The 18,453-nt window shown below is 64.8% G+C and carries 19 protein-coding genes and 1 pseudogene; 12 read left to right on the top strand and 8 right to left on the bottom strand.

What is annotated here, in order from left to right; genetic code table 11:
• The first annotated feature begins 124 nt into the window (after positions 1–124).
• From IT41_RS07225 to tsaA, 3 genes are read left to right on the top strand one after another with little or no spacing between them, the layout of a single operon-like run.
• Positions 125–1,462 carry an NAD(P)/FAD-dependent oxidoreductase gene (locus IT41_RS07225; RefSeq protein WP_036739916.1) on the top strand — a complete coding sequence of 446 codons (1,338 nt, stop codon included), beginning with the start codon at positions 125–127 and terminating at the stop codon, positions 1,460–1,462.
• 12 nt (positions 1,463–1,474) lie between these two features.
• Positions 1,475–1,831 (top strand): DUF5368 domain-containing protein, encoded by a 357-nt coding sequence (locus IT41_RS07220; protein ID WP_036739915.1) that lies wholly within the window; start codon positions 1,475–1,477, stop codon positions 1,829–1,831.
• A complete protein-coding gene (gene tsaA, locus IT41_RS07215) occupies positions 1,828–2,247 on the top strand; it encodes a tRNA (N6-threonylcarbamoyladenosine(37)-N6)-methyltransferase TrmO (RefSeq protein WP_052081336.1) in 420 nt (139 codons plus the stop codon). The genes IT41_RS07220 and tsaA overlap by 4 nt, the downstream gene beginning before the upstream one ends.
• Positions 2,248–2,253: 6 nt before the next feature.
• On the opposite strand, the gene IT41_RS07210 is transcribed toward tsaA, so the two are convergent.
• Positions 2,254–3,165 (bottom strand): AraC family transcriptional regulator, encoded by a 912-nt coding sequence (locus IT41_RS07210; protein ID WP_217642785.1) that lies wholly within the window; start codon positions 3,163–3,165, stop codon positions 2,254–2,256.
• A 16-nt stretch (positions 3,166–3,181) separates the two neighbouring features.
• Between IT41_RS07210 and IT41_RS07205 the strand changes: the two genes are divergently transcribed.
• Positions 3,182–3,427, top strand: coding sequence for a hypothetical protein (locus tag IT41_RS07205; RefSeq protein ID WP_036739913.1), 246 nt, complete (start codon positions 3,182–3,184; stop codon positions 3,425–3,427).
• Here IT41_RS07205 and IT41_RS20620 read toward each other — a convergent pair.
• From IT41_RS20620 to IT41_RS07185, 4 genes and pseudogenes are all read right to left on the bottom strand, one after another.
• A pseudogene (locus IT41_RS20620) lies at positions 3,424–4,177 on the bottom strand (IS5 family transposase); the annotation flags it as partial. The gene IT41_RS07205 and the pseudogene IT41_RS20620 overlap by 4 nt on opposite strands.
• Before the next feature lie 68 nt (positions 4,178–4,245).
• Positions 4,246–5,079 (bottom strand): 3-deoxy-8-phosphooctulonate synthase, encoded by an 834-nt coding sequence (kdsA, locus tag IT41_RS07195; RefSeq protein ID WP_036739910.1) that lies wholly within the window; start codon positions 5,077–5,079, stop codon positions 4,246–4,248.
• Positions 5,076–6,818, bottom strand: a complete 1,743-nt coding sequence (locus IT41_RS07190; protein ID WP_036739909.1) for a capsule biosynthesis protein — start codon at positions 6,816–6,818, stop codon at positions 5,076–5,078. The genes kdsA and IT41_RS07190 overlap by 4 nt, the downstream gene beginning before the upstream one ends.
• Positions 6,802–7,455, bottom strand: coding sequence for an ABC transporter ATP-binding protein (locus tag IT41_RS07185; protein WP_036739907.1), 654 nt, complete (start codon positions 7,453–7,455; stop codon positions 6,802–6,804). The genes IT41_RS07190 and IT41_RS07185 overlap by 17 nt, the downstream gene beginning before the upstream one ends.
• A gap of 193 nt (positions 7,456–7,648) precedes the next feature.
• Between IT41_RS07185 and IT41_RS07180 the strand changes: the two genes are divergently transcribed.
• Both IT41_RS07180 and IT41_RS07175 read left to right on the top strand, forming a co-directional pair.
• Complete coding sequence (locus tag IT41_RS07180; protein WP_036739905.1) at positions 7,649–8,254, top strand: uracil-DNA glycosylase family protein; 606 nt, start codon at positions 7,649–7,651, stop codon at positions 8,252–8,254.
• Positions 8,238–8,990 carry an SseB family protein gene (locus IT41_RS07175; RefSeq protein ID WP_036740054.1) on the top strand — a complete coding sequence of 251 codons (753 nt, stop codon included), beginning with the start codon at positions 8,238–8,240 and terminating at the stop codon, positions 8,988–8,990. Before IT41_RS07180 ends, IT41_RS07175 begins: the two co-directional genes overlap by 17 nt.
• A gap of 91 nt (positions 8,991–9,081) precedes the next feature.
• Here the strand turns inward: IT41_RS07175 and IT41_RS07170 are convergent, their stop codons facing one another.
• Positions 9,082–9,642, bottom strand: a complete 561-nt coding sequence (locus tag IT41_RS07170; protein WP_036739902.1) for a YcbK family protein — start codon at positions 9,640–9,642, stop codon at positions 9,082–9,084.
• Positions 9,643–10,086: 444 nt separating this feature from the next.
• On the opposite strand from IT41_RS07170, the gene IT41_RS07165 reads away from it, so the two are divergent.
• The 6 genes from IT41_RS07165 to IT41_RS07140 all read left to right on the top strand — a co-directional run bounded on the left by IT41_RS07165 (position 10,087) and on the right by IT41_RS07140 (position 15,766).
• Positions 10,087–11,580, top strand: coding sequence for a L,D-transpeptidase family protein (locus tag IT41_RS07165; protein WP_231564704.1), 1,494 nt, complete (start codon positions 10,087–10,089; stop codon positions 11,578–11,580).
• Between the two features lie 26 nt (positions 11,581–11,606).
• Positions 11,607–12,701 (top strand): UDP-3-O-(3-hydroxymyristoyl)glucosamine N-acyltransferase, encoded by a 1,095-nt coding sequence (lpxD, locus tag IT41_RS07160; RefSeq protein ID WP_036739899.1) that lies wholly within the window; start codon positions 11,607–11,609, stop codon positions 12,699–12,701.
• A gap of 43 nt (positions 12,702–12,744) precedes the next feature.
• A complete protein-coding gene (locus IT41_RS07155) occupies positions 12,745–13,005 on the top strand; it encodes an acyl carrier protein (RefSeq protein ID WP_036739896.1) in 261 nt (86 codons plus the stop codon).
• A 137-nt stretch (positions 13,006–13,142) separates the two neighbouring features.
• Entirely contained in the window at positions 13,143–14,351 is a 1,209-nt protein-coding gene (locus tag IT41_RS07150) for a beta-ketoacyl-[acyl-carrier-protein] synthase family protein (protein WP_036740051.1), read from the top strand.
• Between the two features lie 136 nt (positions 14,352–14,487).
• Positions 14,488–15,375 carry a DMT family transporter gene (locus tag IT41_RS07145; protein WP_197055982.1) on the top strand — a complete coding sequence of 296 codons (888 nt, stop codon included), beginning with the start codon at positions 14,488–14,490 and terminating at the stop codon, positions 15,373–15,375.
• Between the two features lie 67 nt (positions 15,376–15,442).
• A complete protein-coding gene (locus IT41_RS07140) occupies positions 15,443–15,766 on the top strand; it encodes a 2Fe-2S iron-sulfur cluster-binding protein (RefSeq protein WP_036739893.1) in 324 nt (107 codons plus the stop codon).
• A gap of 21 nt (positions 15,767–15,787) precedes the next feature.
• Here the strand turns inward: IT41_RS07140 and IT41_RS07135 are convergent, their stop codons facing one another.
• Together IT41_RS07135 and typA are read right to left on the bottom strand one after the other, a co-directional pair.
• Positions 15,788–16,420 (bottom strand): TetR/AcrR family transcriptional regulator, encoded by a 633-nt coding sequence (locus IT41_RS07135; protein ID WP_052081334.1) that lies wholly within the window; start codon positions 16,418–16,420, stop codon positions 15,788–15,790.
• A gap of 76 nt (positions 16,421–16,496) precedes the next feature.
• Entirely contained in the window at positions 16,497–18,317 is a 1,821-nt protein-coding gene (gene typA / locus IT41_RS07130) for a translational GTPase TypA (protein WP_036739891.1), read from the bottom strand.
• Positions 18,318–18,453: the final 136 nt, after the last annotated feature.

Below are 18,453 nucleotides of genomic sequence, written 5' to 3'. Positions count from 1 at the left end.
AGGCCCGCGAAATGCCCGCCGACAGGCTGCTGGAGGCCATGGCAAAGATCATTACGCGTACGGCTGGGCGGGGCGGAGGATTTCCGCCGCCCGGCCGGTTCTGAAGGAAAGGGAGGCAGGCAGGATGACGGGATTTCACAGCACGAGGCGGGGGCTTCTGGGGCTGGGCGCGCTCGGGGCGCTGGCGCTGAGCCTTGGCGATGGGGCGCGGGCGGCCAAGCTGGCGACACGGGCGCGGATCGTGATCATCGGCGCCGGCGCGGCGGGAACGGCGCTGGCAAACCGGCTGGTCGCGCGGCTGGAGGGCGCAAGCATCACGCTGATCGACCCGCGCCGCGAGCATCTCTATCAGCCGGGGCTGTCGCTGGTCGCGGCCGGGCTGAAACCGGCGGATTACGTGGTCAGCGGGACCGGCGACTGGCTACCGAAAGGCGTCACGCTGATCGCGGAAAGGGCCGCCGCCATCGACCCGCTGGCAAAGACCGTCGCGACCGAGGGCGGCCAGCGGCTGGACTATGATTTCCTGGTGGTGGCGCCGGGGCTGGTGCTGGACCATGACGCGATCGAGGGTTTCTCGCTCGATCTCGTGGGGCAGAACGGCATCGGCGCGCTTTATGCCGGGCCGGACCATGCCGCGAAAACCTGGACCGCCGCCCGCAGGTTCACCGAAGAGGGCGGCGTCGGCATCTTCACCCGCCCCGCGACCGAGATGAAATGCGCCGGCGCACCGCTGAAGCACACTTTCCTGATCGACGACATCGCCAGCCGGGGCGGGGCACGCGGCAAATACGAGATCCGCTATGCCTGTCCGCAGCAGGCGCTGTTTTCCGTGCCGATCGTTTCGGAAAAGGTCCGGATGCTGTTCGGCGCCCGCCAGATCGCGACGCATCATGGCCAGACGCTGACGGCCATCGACCCGGGCGCGAAACGGGCGACATTCTCCAGCGCGACCACCGATCCGGTGACCGGCGCGGCGGTGACCTCCACCACGGACATGGATTACGACTATCTTCACGTGATCCCGCCGCAGCGCGCGCCCGAGGTGATCCGGCAGTCGGGCCTGTCCTGGGCCGACAGATGGACCGATCAGGGCTGGGTCGAATGCGACATGAAGACGCTCCGCCATCTGCGCCACCCCGAGATCTTCGCGCTAGGCGATGTGGCGGGCGTGCCCAAGGGCAAGACGGCGGCCAGCGTGAAATGGCAGGTGCCGGTGGTCGAGGATCATCTGGTCGCCGCCATTCAGGGCAAGGAAGGGACCGCCATCTATGACGGCTATACCTCCTGCCCGATGATCACCCGGGTCGGCCGCGCGATGCTGGTCGAGTTCGATTATCACAACAACCTCGTGCCGTCATTCCCGGGCCTCATCGCTCCGCTGGAGGAGTTGTGGGTGTCCTGGCTGATGAAAGAGATCGCGCTGAAGGCGACCTATAACGCCATGCTGCGCGGCAGGGCCTGAAGGGAGGAAACGATGCAGGATCTGACATTCACCACGCTGATCGCGGTGTTCGAGGAAATCTTCGGGCGCGGGCTGTTCTGGATCATGGTGGCGGCCGCGGTGCTGGTGACGGTCGCCTATCTCCATGTGCTGATCCGCGACCGGGCCGTGTCCTGGCGCAAGTTTCTCTGGGCGCAGGTCGCGATGCCATTCGGCGCCATCGCGGCGGTGCTGTTCGTCCAGGTGATGACCAGTTCGGGCTTTCGCGACATCGGCGGGCCGATCGACGTGATCGTGCTGCTGGCGGTGGCCGCCATCGGGGCCGTGGGCGCGGCGATCCTTGTCTATACCGTGCAATCCCTGCTGCGCGGCGGGGCGGCAAAGCCATGAGCAAGCCCATCCTTTTGCAGCCCATTGGCCAGATCCGCACCCCATGGAAGACGCTGGCGGACTGCCCCAGCGGCCCCGGACGGGTCGAGGCAGAGGCACGGTTGGAAATCCTGCCCGAATATGCCGAAGGGCTTCATGCGCTGGCATCAGCGGAACTGGACCTGCTCTACTGGTTCGACCGCGCGCCGCGTGATGTCCTGCGCTCCGTCAGCCCGCATGACGGTGTCGAGCGTGGGGTTTTCGCCATGCGCTCGCCGCACCGTCCCAATCCCGTGGCGCTGTCACGGGTGCCGTTGATCGCGGTCGAGGGGAATACCCTCGTCGTCGGCGCCCTCGACTGTCTGGACGGCACTGCGCTGTTCGACATCAAGCCGGTCCCCGGTGGCGGCGGGGCGAAAGCGCCCGTCTCGTCGTGACCGGATTCACGATCCGTTGCGCAGAAATCGTTGCGGGGTCGTCCCGAAAGCCTCGCGGAAGGCGGCGATAAAGGCGCTTGGGCTGCTGTAGCCCATGGAAAAGGCGATGGTCGTGCTGCTGTCGCCGCGGTTCAGCGCCTCGATCGCGCTGAGCAGGCGCAGTTTCGACCGCCATTGCCGGAAGCTGAGCCCGGTCTCGGCCCTGAAAAGCCGCTCGAGCGTGCGGGGACTGGCGCCAGCGTCCCGGCTCAGCTCAGTCAGCTGGCGCGGATCGTCGGGGTGGCGGATCAGCTGGCGCGTGACGCGGCTCAGCCGCTCGTCCTGCCCGCCGGGCAGGTTGAGCGGCGCCTCGGCCAGCTGTTCCAGCTCGTCCAGCAGCACGGCGCAGAAGCGCAACAGCCGGTCGTCGAAAGGGGCCGAGGTATCGCTTTCGCCAAGCCTGCGGATCATCTCGCGCGCCAGCGGCGTCAGGAGCAGCACCGCGCAGCAGGGCATCGGACGCGTCGGCTTGCGCACCGTGATCGAGGGATCGACATAGATGTTCAGAAGCTCGGCCTCGGATTCGATGGTGACCTGATGCTCCATCCCTGGGGGGATCCAGACGGCATGGCTGGGCGGCACCAGCCAGATGCAGGCGTTGCTGACCACCCGCAGAACGCCGCGCATCGCCCATAAAAGCTGGCCGCGCGGATGGTTGTGCGACCGCAGCGCCCGCCCGGTTTCGATCACCCTTCCATGGGTCAGGATCGGCCGCGCGGGATCGAGGACATAGGCGATATCCGCGGGGTCGAGATCTGGCGGTTTGGCGACATCCGTTGTCATCATCCCAGTCTGGCACAGGGGCACCGCCACGGCCAGATCAGATCGGTTACTTTTCTGCCCCTCATGTTCCGGCAGATAGCCTTCTCTATCGAACACATCCTTGCAGTCCTCGTTGCCCTGCAGCGCAGACGATGGCGATCATGCCGCCGCCGATGCTGACGTGACTCTGGTGCTATTGGGCACGAGTCTCGCGCCCGGCTATCTGGCCAGCCCGATCTTCTTCGCGGTGCTGCTGGTCTTTGTTCTGGACCCGCCCGTTCTGGTCTTTGCGCGCTTTGAATCGACCGCAGTTTGGCTGATCGTTTCGGGCTTTGTCATCGGCGCCGCGACAGCCGTCCTAGAGGGCGTCTTCCTTTAGTTTGTCCACGCCATTGCGCAGGCAAGATCGACGGAGGCCTTGAATGACGCGACGGTTTTCTCGCTGCGCAGGGCGATGCGGCGGAAGCGTTTGAGACTGTTGAAGAAGCACTCCACCAGATGGCGCTCCTTGTAGAGCAGCCGGTCGAGCGGCCTGTTTCCGGCACGGCTGCGGTTGCGCTTGATTTGGGTGGTGGTGCGTGGGTCATCGGCGATGAAATCGTGCAGAGCCTCGCTGTCATGGGCGGCGTCGGCGATGACATGTCCGATATCGGCAAGGCCAGATCAGCCCTTCGGCCTGCGGGCTGTCGCCCCAATGGCCCGGTGTGATCGTGACCCGGGGCGGCAGACCGGGCGCATCGACCGCGGCATGGATATTGGCCGACAGCCCATCGCGAGGCCGACCGATGGCGTGAGCTTCGAGCCCCCCCTTTGCGAGGTGGCATCGGCATGAACCTTCGATATGGTCGCGTCAATCAGCATGTATTCGAAGTCGGGATCGACGATCAACCAATTGAAAAGGCGCTCCCATACTGCCGCACGGACCAGCGGCGGGGCCGGGTAGAGACCGTTTCCCAATGTCCGAGTTTCAGCGGCAGGTCGCGCCCGGGCGCGGCGCCGCGCACCAGCCACAGCACCGCATCGATGAACAGCCGATTGCCGGCACCACTGCGGCCCCGGTCACCGGCCTTACCGGGCAACAGCGGCCCGATCCGTTCCCACGCCCGTCGGTACGTGTCCGTCTGCTGAGGTTCGCCTCCGTTTTCGGTCTTGAATCAGAACTCGGGCGACAAGAAAATCCTCAGATGAAGACGCGCTCTAGCCCATCACCGGATCGGATTTCGCCAACGCGTCAAAGCGCATCAGCGAGGCGATCAGATCGGGCATGCGGTCAAGCAGGATCATGTTCGGGCCGTCTGACGGCGCATTGTCCGGATCCTGATGGGTCTCGATGAACACGCCGGCCACACCCAGGGATACCGCGGCGCGGGCCATCACCGGCGCGAACTCCCGCTGCCCGCCGGATGAGCCGCCCTTGCCGCCCGGTTGCTGCACGGAATGCGTGGCATCCATGATCACGGGCCAGCCGGTACGCGCCATGATCGGCAGGCTGCGCATATCCGCGACCAGTGTATTATAGCCGAAACTCGCCCCGCGCTCGGTCAGCAGGATGCGTTCGTTTCCGGTCGAGGCGACTTTCTCGGCGACGTTCGGCATATCCCAGGGCGCCAGGAACTGCCCTTTCTTGATGTTCACCGTGGCGCCGGTTTCGCCGGCCGCCAGCAGAAGATCCGTCTGGCGTGACAGAAAGGCCGGTATCTGAATGATGTCCGCGACCGCACCGGCAGCGCGAGCCTGTTCGATATCGTGGATATCGGTCAGGACCGGGCAGCCGACACGGCCGCGCAGCTCGTCCAGCATGTGCAGCCCCTCGTCGATCCCGATGCCCCGACGGCCGGTCAGCGAGGTCCGGTTGGCCTTGTCGTAACTGGCCTTGAAGACATAGCCCGCACCGACCCTTTCGCAGGCCTCGGCCAGGGTTTCAGCGATCATCAGCGCGTGATCCAGCGTTTCGAGCTGGCACGGGCCGGCAATCACCACCAGGGGCAGGTCATTGCCAAAAGTGACGTTTCCGGTCTGGACATGTTTCATGAGGACACCTGTTCGCGCAGGATCGAGGCGGTCAGCGACAGCATCAGATAGATGCCGGAAAAGATCAGAAACGCCACGATCGTATTCTGGAAAGCCTTGGGATAGGTCGCTTCGTCGGGCGCCACCGGCGCCACCGAAAGCGACAGATAGCGGACCTGCTTGTTGGCCTCGATCCGGGCCGTCTCCATCTGGGCGGCGGCGGCCGCCAGAAGTTCCTGCCGTGTGAGCAGGTCGGATTCAGCGATCCGGATCTCGCCCGAAATGGCCGCCAGAGAGCCGCGGATCTCGTTGCCTTCGGTCAATTGGCGGCGGGTATCGGCGAGCATTTCCTGCAACCGGCCGATATCGCCCTTGACGCCCGCCACCCGGCTCTGGTTGGGACGCGCATTCGCTTCGAGCTGGCCAAGCTCAAGCAGCTTGCCCGAGAGCTGGGTCTCGAGCTCGGCGATATGGCCCATGATGACGCTGCCCTCGGCCACCGGGTCCAGAACCCCCAGCTTTTGCTGCAGTTCCTGAACGCGGTTCTGGGCGGCCAGCACCTTGGCCTCGGCATCCTGATAGCTTTCGACGGCGCCTTGCATCTGATCCTCGCGCAGGCGGGCGGTCATCTGATCGACCTGCCCCTCGGCATATTTGATCAGCGCGAGCGAGAATTGCTGCGAAAGCTGTGGATCGGGGGCGATCACTTCCATGTTCACCACGCCTTCGGTCGGGTCGTAGCCGATCTTTACCGAGTTCTTGTAAAGCTTGTAGGCTTCCTCATTGCTGGCATCCGCCGCCAGCCGCAACAGCGGATCGACCCCGGGATCCTGAAAGGCGCGCTTGAAGCCCAATTCCCCGTCCAGGCGCAGCATCGCATCGCGCGAGGTCAGATAGCTCTGGACCGAGACCGAATCGGGATTGGTCGCCAGCTGCGTGCCGCTGAACAGCCCGCCGAGGCCGCCCGTGCTTGCCTTTTCGGCCTGCTGGATCTGAAACTGCGACACGGTGGCGTAAAGCGGCGTCGCCATGAAAAAGAAATACCATGCCGCCAATATGGTCGGAATGCCGACGAAAACCGCCAGCCGGGCGCCAAGCATGATCAGCTTGCGGCGGCGACGCCGGGCAATATCCTGCTGGATGCGGATGATTTCGGCGGCGCGCTTGTCCTCGGTCAACGCCTCGCGCGAGGGAAGTCTGGTCGTGCCGGGCGCCACCGGCACGATTTCGGTGCCCTGCGGGCGCCGGGCAGGACCCGCGTCACGGCGCGCGGGCACGGGCATTCCGGCCTGGGGTTGGCCCTGTGCGCGCGCAGCCTCGGCGGACAGGATCTTACCGACCGAGGCGCGGTGAAACGGATCGATCCCGCGATCGCGCAGGGCAATCACCGCCTCATGATCCGATGCCACGTCGATCTCGTGCATGGCGGCGATGCGCCTGGCCAGGCGCAGCTGGCGATCGGTCAGGTTTTCCGCCCGGACGGCGGCAATACGTTCGGCCATGTCTCCGCCCTTGTCGGTCCCGGCATCGGGCGCCGGTTTCGCGGCCTGTGGAAAGCGCATGTCGCCGAAACCGTCTTCGCCGGCAGCGGCGGCAAAGGGCTGCCGGCTATCCTCCGCCGATTGCTCGTTATTGCGCTTTTGCACGCTGATCTGGACCTTTCGTGCCGTTTCGACCGCGCTGGAATCCCCGCGGCCGGCTGCCAGCACCGATTCCTCGCGCTTGATGCGATAGGCGCGGGCCTTAGGCGGTGTAGTCATAATATTGCTTCGCCTCTTCGAGGGTTTCAAACTGATATAGTTTGCCATCCCGCAATACGGCAGCACTATTGCAGAATCGCTCGATGGTCTGGGCCTGATGCGAAACGACGACGACGGTGGCCGTCTTCAGCCTGTCGTAGAGGACGGAACCGGCCTTGCGGTTGAATTCCGGATCGGTCGTGGTCGGCATGCCTTCGTCGATCAGATAGACGTCGAATTCCAGCGCCAGCATCAGCGAAAAGGTAAATCGCGATCGCATCCCCGCGCTGTAGGTTCCGACCGGCATATCGAAATATTCGTCGATACTGGTCAGCCAGCGGCAGAAGGCTTCGACATAATCGGGGTCGAGCCCATAGACGCGGGCGATGAACCGGGCGTTTTCATTGGCGCTGAGCGTCGCGCTGATCCCGCCCATGAAACCCAGCGGAAAAGACACCCGGCAGTCCGTACGGATCACCCCCTCATCGGGTTTTTCCAGCCCGCACATCATGTTGATGATCGTGGTCTTTCCGGTGCCGTTCGGGGCCAGGATCCCCATCGAGCGCCCCAGTTCGATGCGAAACGACGCGCGCTCCAGGATGACCTTGCGCTGCGTGCCGGTCCAGAAGGATTTGGAGACATCGTCGAATTCAATCATCTGCCTGTCCTGAGCCGCCTGCTCATGCGGATCGCTGGAAAATATTCATATCAAACCTGTCGGCGGCACCGCCTTTCCCGGGCTGCGGCACATTATGCGCCGCCCGTGATGCTGTCCAGCATTGCCGCGGAATGCTTTATATATTGTGAATAATGTCCTTTTCGGTACGCGTCACCGCGCCTATCTGGATCCTATGAACCTGAAGCGCGAGATTCACAATTGCCGGCTGTGTGCTCCGCGTTTCGCGGCCAGCGCGACGCATCACCAGCCCCGTCCCGTGGTCTGGTTCCGTCCCGGCGCGCCGATTCTGGTCGCCGGCCAGGCGCCGGGGCTGCGCGTGCATCTGGCCGGCCGCCCCTTTGCCGACAGATCCGGCGACCGGTTGCGCCAATGGATGGGGCTCAGCGAGGCCGAGTTCTATGACACCGGGCGTATCGCCATCGTGCCAATGGCCTTTTGCTTTCCCGGTTACGACACGAAGGGGGCGGATCTTCCGCCGCCTGCGATCTGTGCGCAGACCTGGCGTCAGCAGGTGATGGAGCGCCTGACACCGCGGCTGCTGCTGCTTGTCGGCGGTCATGCGCAGCGCTGGCATCTGGGCGCCGCGGCAAAAGCCGGCGTCACGGCCACGGTGGCGGCCTGGCGCGATCATGCGCCACACATCTTTCCCTTGCCTCATCCGTCATGGCGAAATACCGGCTGGTTGCGACGCAATCCCTGGTTCGAGGCCGAACTTCTGCCGGCATTGCGCGCCGCGATCGCCGCCCAACTGAAAGATGCCGATGACCCCGCTGGATGAGATCTGCCACCCGCCATTTCACGAGGCCGATGCCGCCGCCCGCGCGCGCATCCTGTCCCGCCTTGCGGATACCGAACTGTTTGCCGCATTGACGGGCGAGCCGACCGGCAATCAGGTCGAATTGCAGAGCTTTGACCTGCCCGAGGGGAAATTCGCCCTGGCCTGCGACCGCGAGGAACGGCTGGCGGGCTTCATTGGCGGGCCGGTCGCCCATCTGGCGCTGCCGGGCCGCGTTCTGGCGGCGGAACTGGCCCGCGAAGGGCAGGGGCTTCTGGTCAATCCCGGGCATGTATCGCAATTGCTGCTGGATGCCGGCATGCTGCGCTGGCTGGTCGAGGCACTAGCCGCGCGGCCAAGTCAGACCGGGACCGAAGCCGCCCGCAGCCTTTCTGCGCCACGGCCGGAGGCCGTCATGCTTCTCGCGGAGCCGGTTGCACAGCGGCTTGGCGACATGGCCGGGCTGGTCGAGCGCGCCGGGCTGGTCCTGGCCGAATGGCCTGACGGATGCAGCAATCACGCGCTGATCCTGCGCGGCGTCGACCCGGCCCATGAGGGCGCGGTCGCCAAGGCCTTTGCCGAATTGCTGGCCTTTCTGCCACAGGTGCCGGGTGGCATCGATATCGGGTTTTCGACCCGCGATTTGCCGGCCAGCGCCCTGATTCTGGAAGTTCCCGCCCTGACAGCGCCGGCAGAGCCCGCGCCTCGCGATCCGAATGCGCCGCCGCGCCTGCGCTGAGGACATGGTGGCGGCCCGAGTCGTCTGAAAACCATAACCGCCCTGCGAGGGGCGGTCTTTGCGTGATCGGCGGTCCGGGAAGGGCTGCCTGTCAGGCGCCCCAGTAGCGAATCGGTCCGCAATCCATGTGAACGAAGTTCGAGCGCGAGTATTTTCCCACGCCGCCGCCCTTGCAAGCGGCCGCCGCCTTGTACATTTGCGAGACCGAGCGCGACTTGAGCCGCAGGTCAGCGGCCTTGCCCACCATATGCAGCGAGTTGCGCGCCACGCCCGAGGACTGGCGGCGCAGCATGGCGTTGGTCTTGGGCGAGCGATAGCCCGACAGCATCATATAGGGTTCATTGGTCTGCAGCAGCCGATGCGAGGCTGCGGCAACATCGACTGCGCGCGGATCGATGCCGATCGCCTGACCGGTGCGCCAGTCACGCATGAAGACATTGATTTCCTTGAGAGCGTCGCGAATATACTTGCCATCGACCCAGTAAACCGTGTCGATGCTTTCCCCGGTCCGGCCCGAATACATGCGGATGCGGCGAATATCGCCCGCGCCCCGCAGAAATCCGAAGGCATTGGCCATAACCGGCGCAGCCGTCACCGTCGTCGCCGCGAAGACACCGAGGATGCCCCGACGCGAGATCGTTTCAAACGTCATGTCAGATCGCCTGTCCTGCTTCGTTGTTATGTCGCCCGTTTGCGCGACCTGAACCGGTTTATCCGGAACTGATTAAGAATATGTCACCAGTGCATGGATGGATGGAAGCTTTTCGTTCCAACTGCGGCAAAGTTTTGCCATTATCGGCGAAAATTTGCCGAAAGGACCGATGATTCGGAGCGCAACCCAAGGTTATATGTCGGCATGATGATCGTTTTCCGGGCCAGCCATCATAATCGCGCGATTGCTGGTCGAAACATGTGGCGAAGGTAAAGAGTGACGGTGGAAGCAATGAAATCCGGCGTGCGGCGGGAACGGACGATTCGCGCATGGGTTGTTGCGCTGCTCATGCTTGGCTGGCCCCAGGCAGGCGCGGCACAGGCGTTTGACAATCTGTCGATTGCCGCGCTTCCCGCCCCTAGGCTGGCGTTCTCGGAGCGGGAAATGGCGTTGGCGCGCGCCGTGGCGGGCGCGCCGGATCTGGCCGATTTCTACGGCTCCAACGGATTGCAGCCGATCTTTCTGGGGGGCGAGGGCGCCGCCCGTCGCGCGGCGCTGATCGGGGCGGTGAGGCAGGCGGCCTCGCACGGGCTGCCGGCCGCGCGCTATCGCCAGGCCGAACTGCGCCGCAGCGACCGCGCCGGTTCCGACGATCTGGCGCGGGAATTGCTGTTTGCCCGCATCTTCGCCCGCTGGAGCCACGATATCACCGGCGGCATCCTGAACCCGCGCAAGATGGACGGCGGCATCAAGCGCGAGGTGCTGCGCCCCGCGACCGGCGACGTGATGCGCCAGTTCGCCCAAAGCGCCGATCCGGCCGCGGTGCTGGCGGGCCTGCCGATGACGGACCCGCGCTACGAGGCCCTGCGCCGGGCGCTTGCCGGGCAGGTTACCCCGATCGCGCCCATGGATGCGCCCATGGTGCCCCCGGGCCTGTGGCGCGAAGGGGACAGCGGTGAGGCCATTGCGGCCTTGCGGCAGCGGCTGGCCTTGCTTGGCCATTCGGCGCCGCCGATGGCCAGCGAGCGCAGCTTTGACGCGCCGCTGACCAGGGCCGTAATGGATTTTCAGCGCTCGGCCGGCCTGACGGCGGACGGCGTCGCGGGTCCGCGCACCGTGGCGCGGCTCAATGGCGATGCCGGCCCCGAGGCGGATGGAATTCTTGTTGCGCTGGAACGGATGCGCTGGATGCGGGGACATGACCTGAACGCCCGCCATGTCTGGGTGAACCTGCCCGAATACCAGGCGCGGATATTCGAGGGCGGTGCCGAAATCTTCAGCACGCGCACGGTGATCGGCAAGGCCGATCCCGATCTTGAGACGCCCGAATTCAGCGAGAACATGGCCTATATGGTGGTCAATCCCAGCTGGAACGTGCCGCGCTCGATCACCGTCAAGGAATATCTGCCGCGCCTGCGGGCGAACCGCAATGCCGTCGGCCATCTGGACGTCGTTGACAGGGCAGGCCGGGTCGTGCCCCGCAACCGGATCGATTTCCGCAAGTACACGGCTGCGAACTTCCCCTATCGCATGCGCCAGAAACCCAGCGATGACAATGCGCTTGGACTGGTCAAGTTCATGTTCCCCAATCCCTGGAACATCTATCTGCACGACACGCCGACCAAGGGTCTGTTCAACCAGACCGTGCGCGCCTATTCGCATGGCTGCATCCGCATCGGCCGGCCCTTTGATCTGGCTTATGAACTGTTGCGGCCGCAGGCGGACAACCCCCAAGCGCTGTTTTCCAGGGCGCTGAAATCGGGTCGGGAAACCTATCTGAACCTGCGCCCGCAGGTGCCGGTCCATCTGGTCTATTTCACCGCATTCCCCGACGAGACGGGCGCCATTCGCCGCTTTCGCGACATCTATGGCCGCGACGCGAAGATTGCGGCCGCCTTGCGCAAGGCCGCACTGGATTCTGCCGCCACGGATGAATAGATGATCCCCGACAGAAGGGGAGCCGCATGACTCTGACCATTGCCGACCTGGCCCGAGCCCTGAATGCCCGCATCTGGGGCGATGGCAGCCTGATCGTCACCGGCGCGGCCGAGGCGGGACAGGCAGGCCCCGGTCAGATCGCGCTGGCGACCTCTCCGGCCTATGCCGGACGGCTGGCACCGGGCGGCATGGCGCTGCTGGCCGAGGATGCGGATCCCGAAGCCCTGGGCCTGAAGGCCGCGATCCTTGTGCCGCGCCCGCGGCTGGCCATGGCCGGGCTGACGCGCAGCTTCGATCCCGGCCCCGGGATCGCCCCCGGCATTCATGCCAGCGCCATCATCGACCCAAGCGCCGAGATCGCGGCGGATGCCGCCATCGGCCCCTTTGCCGTGATCGGCGCGAAGGTGCGGATCGGCGCCAAGGCGCGGATCGGCTCGCATGTCTCGATCGGCGCCGAGACGCGGATCGGCGGCGACGCGCTGATCCATGCCGGCGCCCGCATCGCCCATGGTGTGAGCCTTGGCGACCGGGTGATCGTGCATTCCGGCGCGGTGATCGGCAGCGACGGGTTTTCCTTTGTCACGCCCGAGAAATCCGGGGTCGAGGAAATTCGCGAAACCCTTGGAGAACGCGGCGATATTCGCGCGCAACACTGGACGCGCATTCATTCGCTGGGCGGAGTCGAGATCGGCGACGATGTCGAAATCGGCGCCAATGCCACCATCGACCGCGGCACCATCCGCGCCACCCGCGTCGGGCGAGGCACCAAGATCGACAATCTCGTGCACCTTGGCCACAATGTCGTGGTCGGCGAGGATTGCCTGCTCTGCGGCCAGGTCGGCATTGCCGGCTCGGCCCGGATCGGTGACCGGGTGGTGCTGGGCGGGCAATGCGGCGTGTCCGACAATATCTTCGTCGGCGACGATGTGATCGCCGGCGGCGCCACCAAGATCTTTACCAATGCCGCGGCCGGCCGTGTGCTGCTGGGCAGCCCGGCGCTGAAGATGGACACCCATATCGAGGCGCAAAAGAACATCCGCCGCCTGCCGCGGCTATATGCGCAGGTGGCAGAGCTTCGCGAAACTGTTAAGAAGCTGATGCAAAAGGACGGCCGGGATTGAACCCTGCCATGCGAGTTCCCGGCATGGCTGAACGGAGACCCAGATGAGTGACTATCGCGACCGCATCATCCAGATCATTGCCGATCAGGCGATGCTGGACCCATCCGAGCTGAAGCTCGACATGTCGCCTCAGGATATCGGCATCGACAGCCTTGGGCTGGTCGAATCGATCTTTGCCATCGAGGAAGAGTTCGACATCTCGGTGCCCTTCAACGCCAATGAGCCCGAGCAATCGGATTTCGACATATCGAGCCTTGGCGCGATTGTCGCGGCCGTCGAGAAGCTGGTAGCAGAAAAGGCATGAACGCCAAGAAGACCAAGGGCGAGAAGCCCGCAAAATCCGCGCGCAAACCGGGCAAGGTCAAGGGCAAGATGAAAAGCGCGACCAAGGCCGCGCGCACCATGCTGGGCCGCGTTATCATGGGGCGGCATGCCAATGGCATGCGCCGGGTCGCGATCACCGGCATGGGCACGATCAACGCCCTGGGGCGCGACGTACCCTCGACGCTGGAGGCCATGCGCGAAGGGCGCTGCGGCATCGGGCCGCTTGATTTCCGCGATGTCGACCGGCTGATGGTCAGGATCGGCGGTCAGGTCCGCGACTGGGAGCCGGAGACCTATTTCAACCGCCAGCAGATCGTCCTTTACGACAAGTTCACGCAGTTCACCCTGCTGGCCGCGCGCGAGGCGGTCGAACAGTCGGGGCTGGTCTTCGAGGGCGAGCTGGGCCTGCGTTCCGGCGTGGTCCTGGGCACCGCCGCCGGCGGCATGAACACCTGGGACGAAAACTACCGCACCGTCTATGAAGAGGGCAAGAACCGCGTCCATCCCTTTGTCGTGCCCCGGCTGATGAACAATGCCGCGACATCGCATGTCAGCCTGGAATACGGGCTTCTGGGGCCCAGCTTCACGGTGGCCACGGCCTGCGCCAGTTCCAACCATGCGATGGGCATGGCGTTCAACATGGTGCGCTCGGGCGCGGCGACGGTGATGCTGACGGGCGGCTCCGAGGCGATGCTGTGCTTTGGCGGCGTCAAGGCCTGGGAAGGGCTGCGCGTCATGTCCAAGGATGCCTGCCGGCCGTTTTCGGCCACCCGCAACGGCATGGTGCAGGGCGAGGGCGCCGGCGTCTTCATCTTCGAGGACTGGGAACATGCCGCGGCGCGCGGCGCCGATATCCTGGCCGAGGTGGTGGGCTTTTCCATGTCCGCCGATGCGCAGGACATCGTCATGCCCTCGGCCATCGGGGCGCAGCGCACCATCACCGGCGCCATGCAGGATGCGCATATGCGCCCCGAGGAGGTTGGCTATATCAACGCCCATGGCACCGGCACGGCGGCCAATGACAAGACGGAATGCGCGGCGGTGGCGCATGCTTTCGGCCACCATGCCGACCAGCTGATGATATCCTCGACCAAGTCGATGCACGGGCATCTGATCGGCGGCACCGGCGCGGTCGAGCTGCTGGCCTGTATCATGGCGCTGCGCGATGGCGTGATCGCGCCCACCATCGGCTATGAGGAACCCGATCCCGAATGTGCGCTGGATGTCGTGCCCAACGAGGCGCGCGAGGCGCGGGTCGGGGCGGTGCTGTCCAACGCATTCGCCTTTGGCGGGCTGAACGCCGTGCTGGCGTTGCGCAAGGTTTAGGCGGGCAGGGGGCTCTGCCGGCGGCCCTGCGCGGGCCTTGTCGGGCATGCCTCATCGCCGAAAGCGGGCCGTTTGCGATTGCGTTTCCCTGTCGCGAGGCTATAGCTCCATGCTGGTCTTTCGGCAGGAGCATGACATGAGCAATCCGGGCATTCCCGCAACAGACGCGGTCTCGAGGCGCGAGCTATGGCTTGGTCTGGGCTGGATGGCGCTCAGCATGAGCTCGTTCATCGCCATGTCCGTCGGTTCGCGGGAACTGGCGGCGGCCCTGTCGATCAGGCAGGTGCTGTTCTTTCGCGCGCTGGTCGGGCTGTTCGTCATCGCGCTGTTCATCCGCCGGCTCTGGCCCGAGATCCGGCACCTTCGCCAGTTCCGGATGCATGTCCTGCGCAACGCCGTTCATTTCACCGCCCAGTATTTCTGGACCATCGGTGTGGTGGTGCTGCCGCTGGCCTCGGTCTTCGCGCTGGAATTCACCATGCCGATCTGGGTCGCCTTCTTTGCCTGGGCGCTTCTGGGCGAGCGGCTGACGCGGGCGCGCCTGCTGGCGACGCTGGGCGGGTTCATCGGCGTTCTGGTGATCGTGCGGCCCGGGATCGGGATCGTCGATCCGGCCGCCGGCCTGGTGCTGCTGGCGGCGATGGGCTACGGCTTGTCGCTGGTGCTGGTCAAGCGGCTGACGCGGGAAAACTCGCCCGGCGCCATCGTCGCCTGGATGATCCTGATCCAGCTTCCGCTGGGGCTGATCGCGGCACTGACCGACTGGCGTCCGGTGCATGTTTCGGACATCCCCTGGATGGTCGTGGCCGGGGCAGGGGCGCTGAGCGCGCATTACTGCATGGCGCAGGCCCTGCGGCGTCTGGATGCCTCGATCGTCATGCCGGTGGATTTCCTGCGCGTGCCGCTGGCGGCGCTGGTCGGTTATCTTGTCTATGCCGAGCTGATTGATATCTGGGTCTTCCTTGGCGGCGCGATCATCCTGCTGTCCAATCTGCAGGCGCTGCGCGCCGAACGACGGTCCTGATGCGGCCGGGGCTTTTCACGCCTGTCCCGATCACTTATTTGCATGTTGAAGCGCAAGGAAGGCACCCATGGCGAAGATCACCTATATCGAGCATAACGGCACCGCCCATGAAATCGACGTCAAGCCCGGCATGACCGTGATGGAGGGGGCGCGCGACAATGGCGTGCCCGGCATCGATGCCGATTGCGGCGGCGCATGCGCCTGTTCCACCTGCCATGTCTATGTCGCGCCGGAATGGGTCGACCGCCTGCCCGCCAAGGATCCGATGGAAGAGGACATGCTGGATTTCGCCTATGAGCCCGATCCCGAACGGTCGCGCCTGACCTGCCAGATCAAGGTCACGCCGGAGCTTGACGGGCTGGTCGTCAACCTGCCCGAGCGCCAGATCTGACCAGCGGGCGATTGCCGCCCTTCAGCCCGGCACGGCTTCCGGATTCCGCGCGCCGGCGAGGTTTTTCAGGAATTCCGAGAATATCAGTTCGGCGAGCACCGGCGTCGGGCGGCTGTCATCCGCGAACCATGGATCGGTGTCGCGGGTCAGGAACATCATGTTCCCGCCCTTGACCAGGCAATGCAGCATCATCACGCATATCTCGATATCCGCCGTGGCGGAAAGCTTGCCGAGCCGCTGCATCTCGGCCAGCTTGCGGTGGTAGAGATCGCGCATCGATGTGGTAAAGCGATAAAGCGTGCTGTCCGGTTTGACCTCGCCGTTCAGGCCGGTGACAACCAGCCGGAACAGGCTGGGGTTCCGATCCGCCCAGGTCAGATAGGCATGCCCGATGGCGCGCATCTGTTCCAGCGGATCCGCGGTATCGGCGTCGATCACGCCCTGCCGGACGGCATCGTTGAGGAGCGTGACCGAATGATAAAGCAACCCTTCGAGCAACTCGTCGGTGCTGCCAAAGATGTTCTCCACATCCTCTTCGCCGACCCCGCTTGCCTCGGCCAGCGCCTGCGGGGTGGCGGGCAATTTCCCGGTTTCCTCCAGAACCTTCTGGGCGGCAAAGATCAGGTTCTGGTAAACATTACCCCGGCCTTCCATCGTCCGCTCCCCAGGCTTACCTAAGGACGACTTTACCAGAGTTCAGTCAATGCGGAAGCCCGGTAAATCAAAAAAATCAAGCATCCGCGCGGGCTTGCCGCTTGCGCTCATGCGGGTCGAGATAGCGTTTGCGCAGGCGGATATTCCTGGGCGTGACCTCGACCAGCTCGTCATCGTCGATATAGGCGATGGCTTCCTCCAGCGACATGCGGACCGGCGGCGTCAGGCGCACCGCCTCATCGGTGCCCGATGCGCGCACATTGGTCAGTTTCTTGCCCTTGAGCGGGTTCACTTCCAGATCGTTGTCGCGCGAGTGCTCGCCGATGATCATGCCCTGATAGACCTGCTCCTGCGCGCCGATGAACATCTTGCCGCGCTCTTCCAGGTTCCACAGCGCATAGGCGACCGAGATGCCGTCCTCCATGCTGATCAGCACACCCTGGCGGCGCCCCTGGATCGCCCCCTTGTACGGCGCCCAGCCGTGAAAGATGCGGTTCAGCACGCCATTGCCGCGGGTGTCGGTCATGAACTCGCCATGATAGCCGATCAAGCCGCGCGAGGGGACATGCGCGACGATCCGGGTCTTGTTATGGCCGGCGGGGCGCATGTCGACCATCTCGCCCTTGCGGTCGCCGGTCAGTTTTTCGATCACCGAGCCAGTGAAATCGTCGTCCACGTCGATGATGACTTCCTCGATGGGTTCCAGGCGCTGGCCGTCCTCCTCGCGGAAGATGACGCGGGGGCGGCTGATCGACAGCTCGAACCCTTCGCGGCGCATGTTCTCGATCAGCACGCCCATCTGCAATTCGCCGCGCCCCGAGACGACAAAGGCTTCGCCGCCCGGCGTGTCCTCGACCTTGATCGCGACGTTGGATTCGGCCTCTTTCATCAGGCGTTCGCGGATTACCCGCGATTGCACCTTGTTGCCGTCGCGCCCGGCGAGCGGGCTGTCATTGATGCCGAAGGTGACGCTGATCGTCGGCGGGTCGATGGGCTGGGCGGGCAGGGCGGTGTCGACCTCGGGCGCGCAAAGCGTGTCGGCCACCGTCGCCTTGGTCATCCCGGCAAGCGAGACGATATCGCCCGCGACCGCCTCGTCGATGGGCTGCTGCGTCAGGCCGCGAAACGCCAGCACCTTGGAGATGCGGAACTGCTCGATCCGCTCGCCGTCGCGCGACAGGGCCTTGATGGTATCGCCGGCTTTCGCACGGCCGGCCTCGACCCGGCCGGTCAGGATACGGCCGATGAACGGATCGGCGCCCAATGTCGTGGCCAGCATCCGAAACGGCTCGGACTGGCGGGCGATCTGTTTCGGCGGCTCGACATGGCTCAGGATCAGGTCGAACAGCGCCGACATGTCCTTGCGCGGCCCCTCGAGGCTGTCATCGGCCCAGCCGCCGATCCCCGAGGCATAGAGATGCGGGAAATCCAGCTGCTCGTCGCTGGCGCCGAGATTGGCGAACAGGTCGAAGACATCGTTCAGCGCGTCGTCGGGCTCGGCCGCCGGCTTGTCGACCTTGTTCAGCACGACGATCGGGCGCAGGCCAAGCGCCAGCGCCTTGGAGGTGACGAACTTGGTTTGCGGCATCGGGCCTTCGGCGGCATCGACCAGCAGACAGACGCCGTCGACCATCGACAGGATTCGCTCGACCTCGCCGCCGAAATCGGCGTGGCCGGGCGTGTCGACGATATTGATCCGGGTGCCCTTCCATTCGACCGAGGTGGCCTTGGCCAGAATGGTGATGCCGCGCTCGCGCTCGATATCGTTGCTGTCCATCACCCGCTCGGCCACGGCCTGGTTTTCGCGGAAGCTGCCGGATTGCTTCAGCAGCTGATCGACCAGCGTGGTCTTGCCGTGGTCGACGTGGGCGATGATCGCAATATTGCGGATGTCCATATGGGGCGGGCCTTTATCAGAAGTCGCGCCCCGGGTAACGCAGAGCCGGCCGAAACGCCAGCATCAATCTTGGGGCAGGCTAGCGCAGCCCCAGCATGCCCAGGATGAACAGCACGATGACCACAAGGCCGACGAG

This window comes from Paracoccus halophilus, assembly GCF_000763905.1.
In the GTDB taxonomy this organism is placed as follows: Bacteria; Pseudomonadota; Alphaproteobacteria; order Rhodobacterales; family Rhodobacteraceae; genus Paracoccus; species Paracoccus halophilus.
This window is presented reverse-complemented; position numbering and strand designations above follow the sequence as displayed.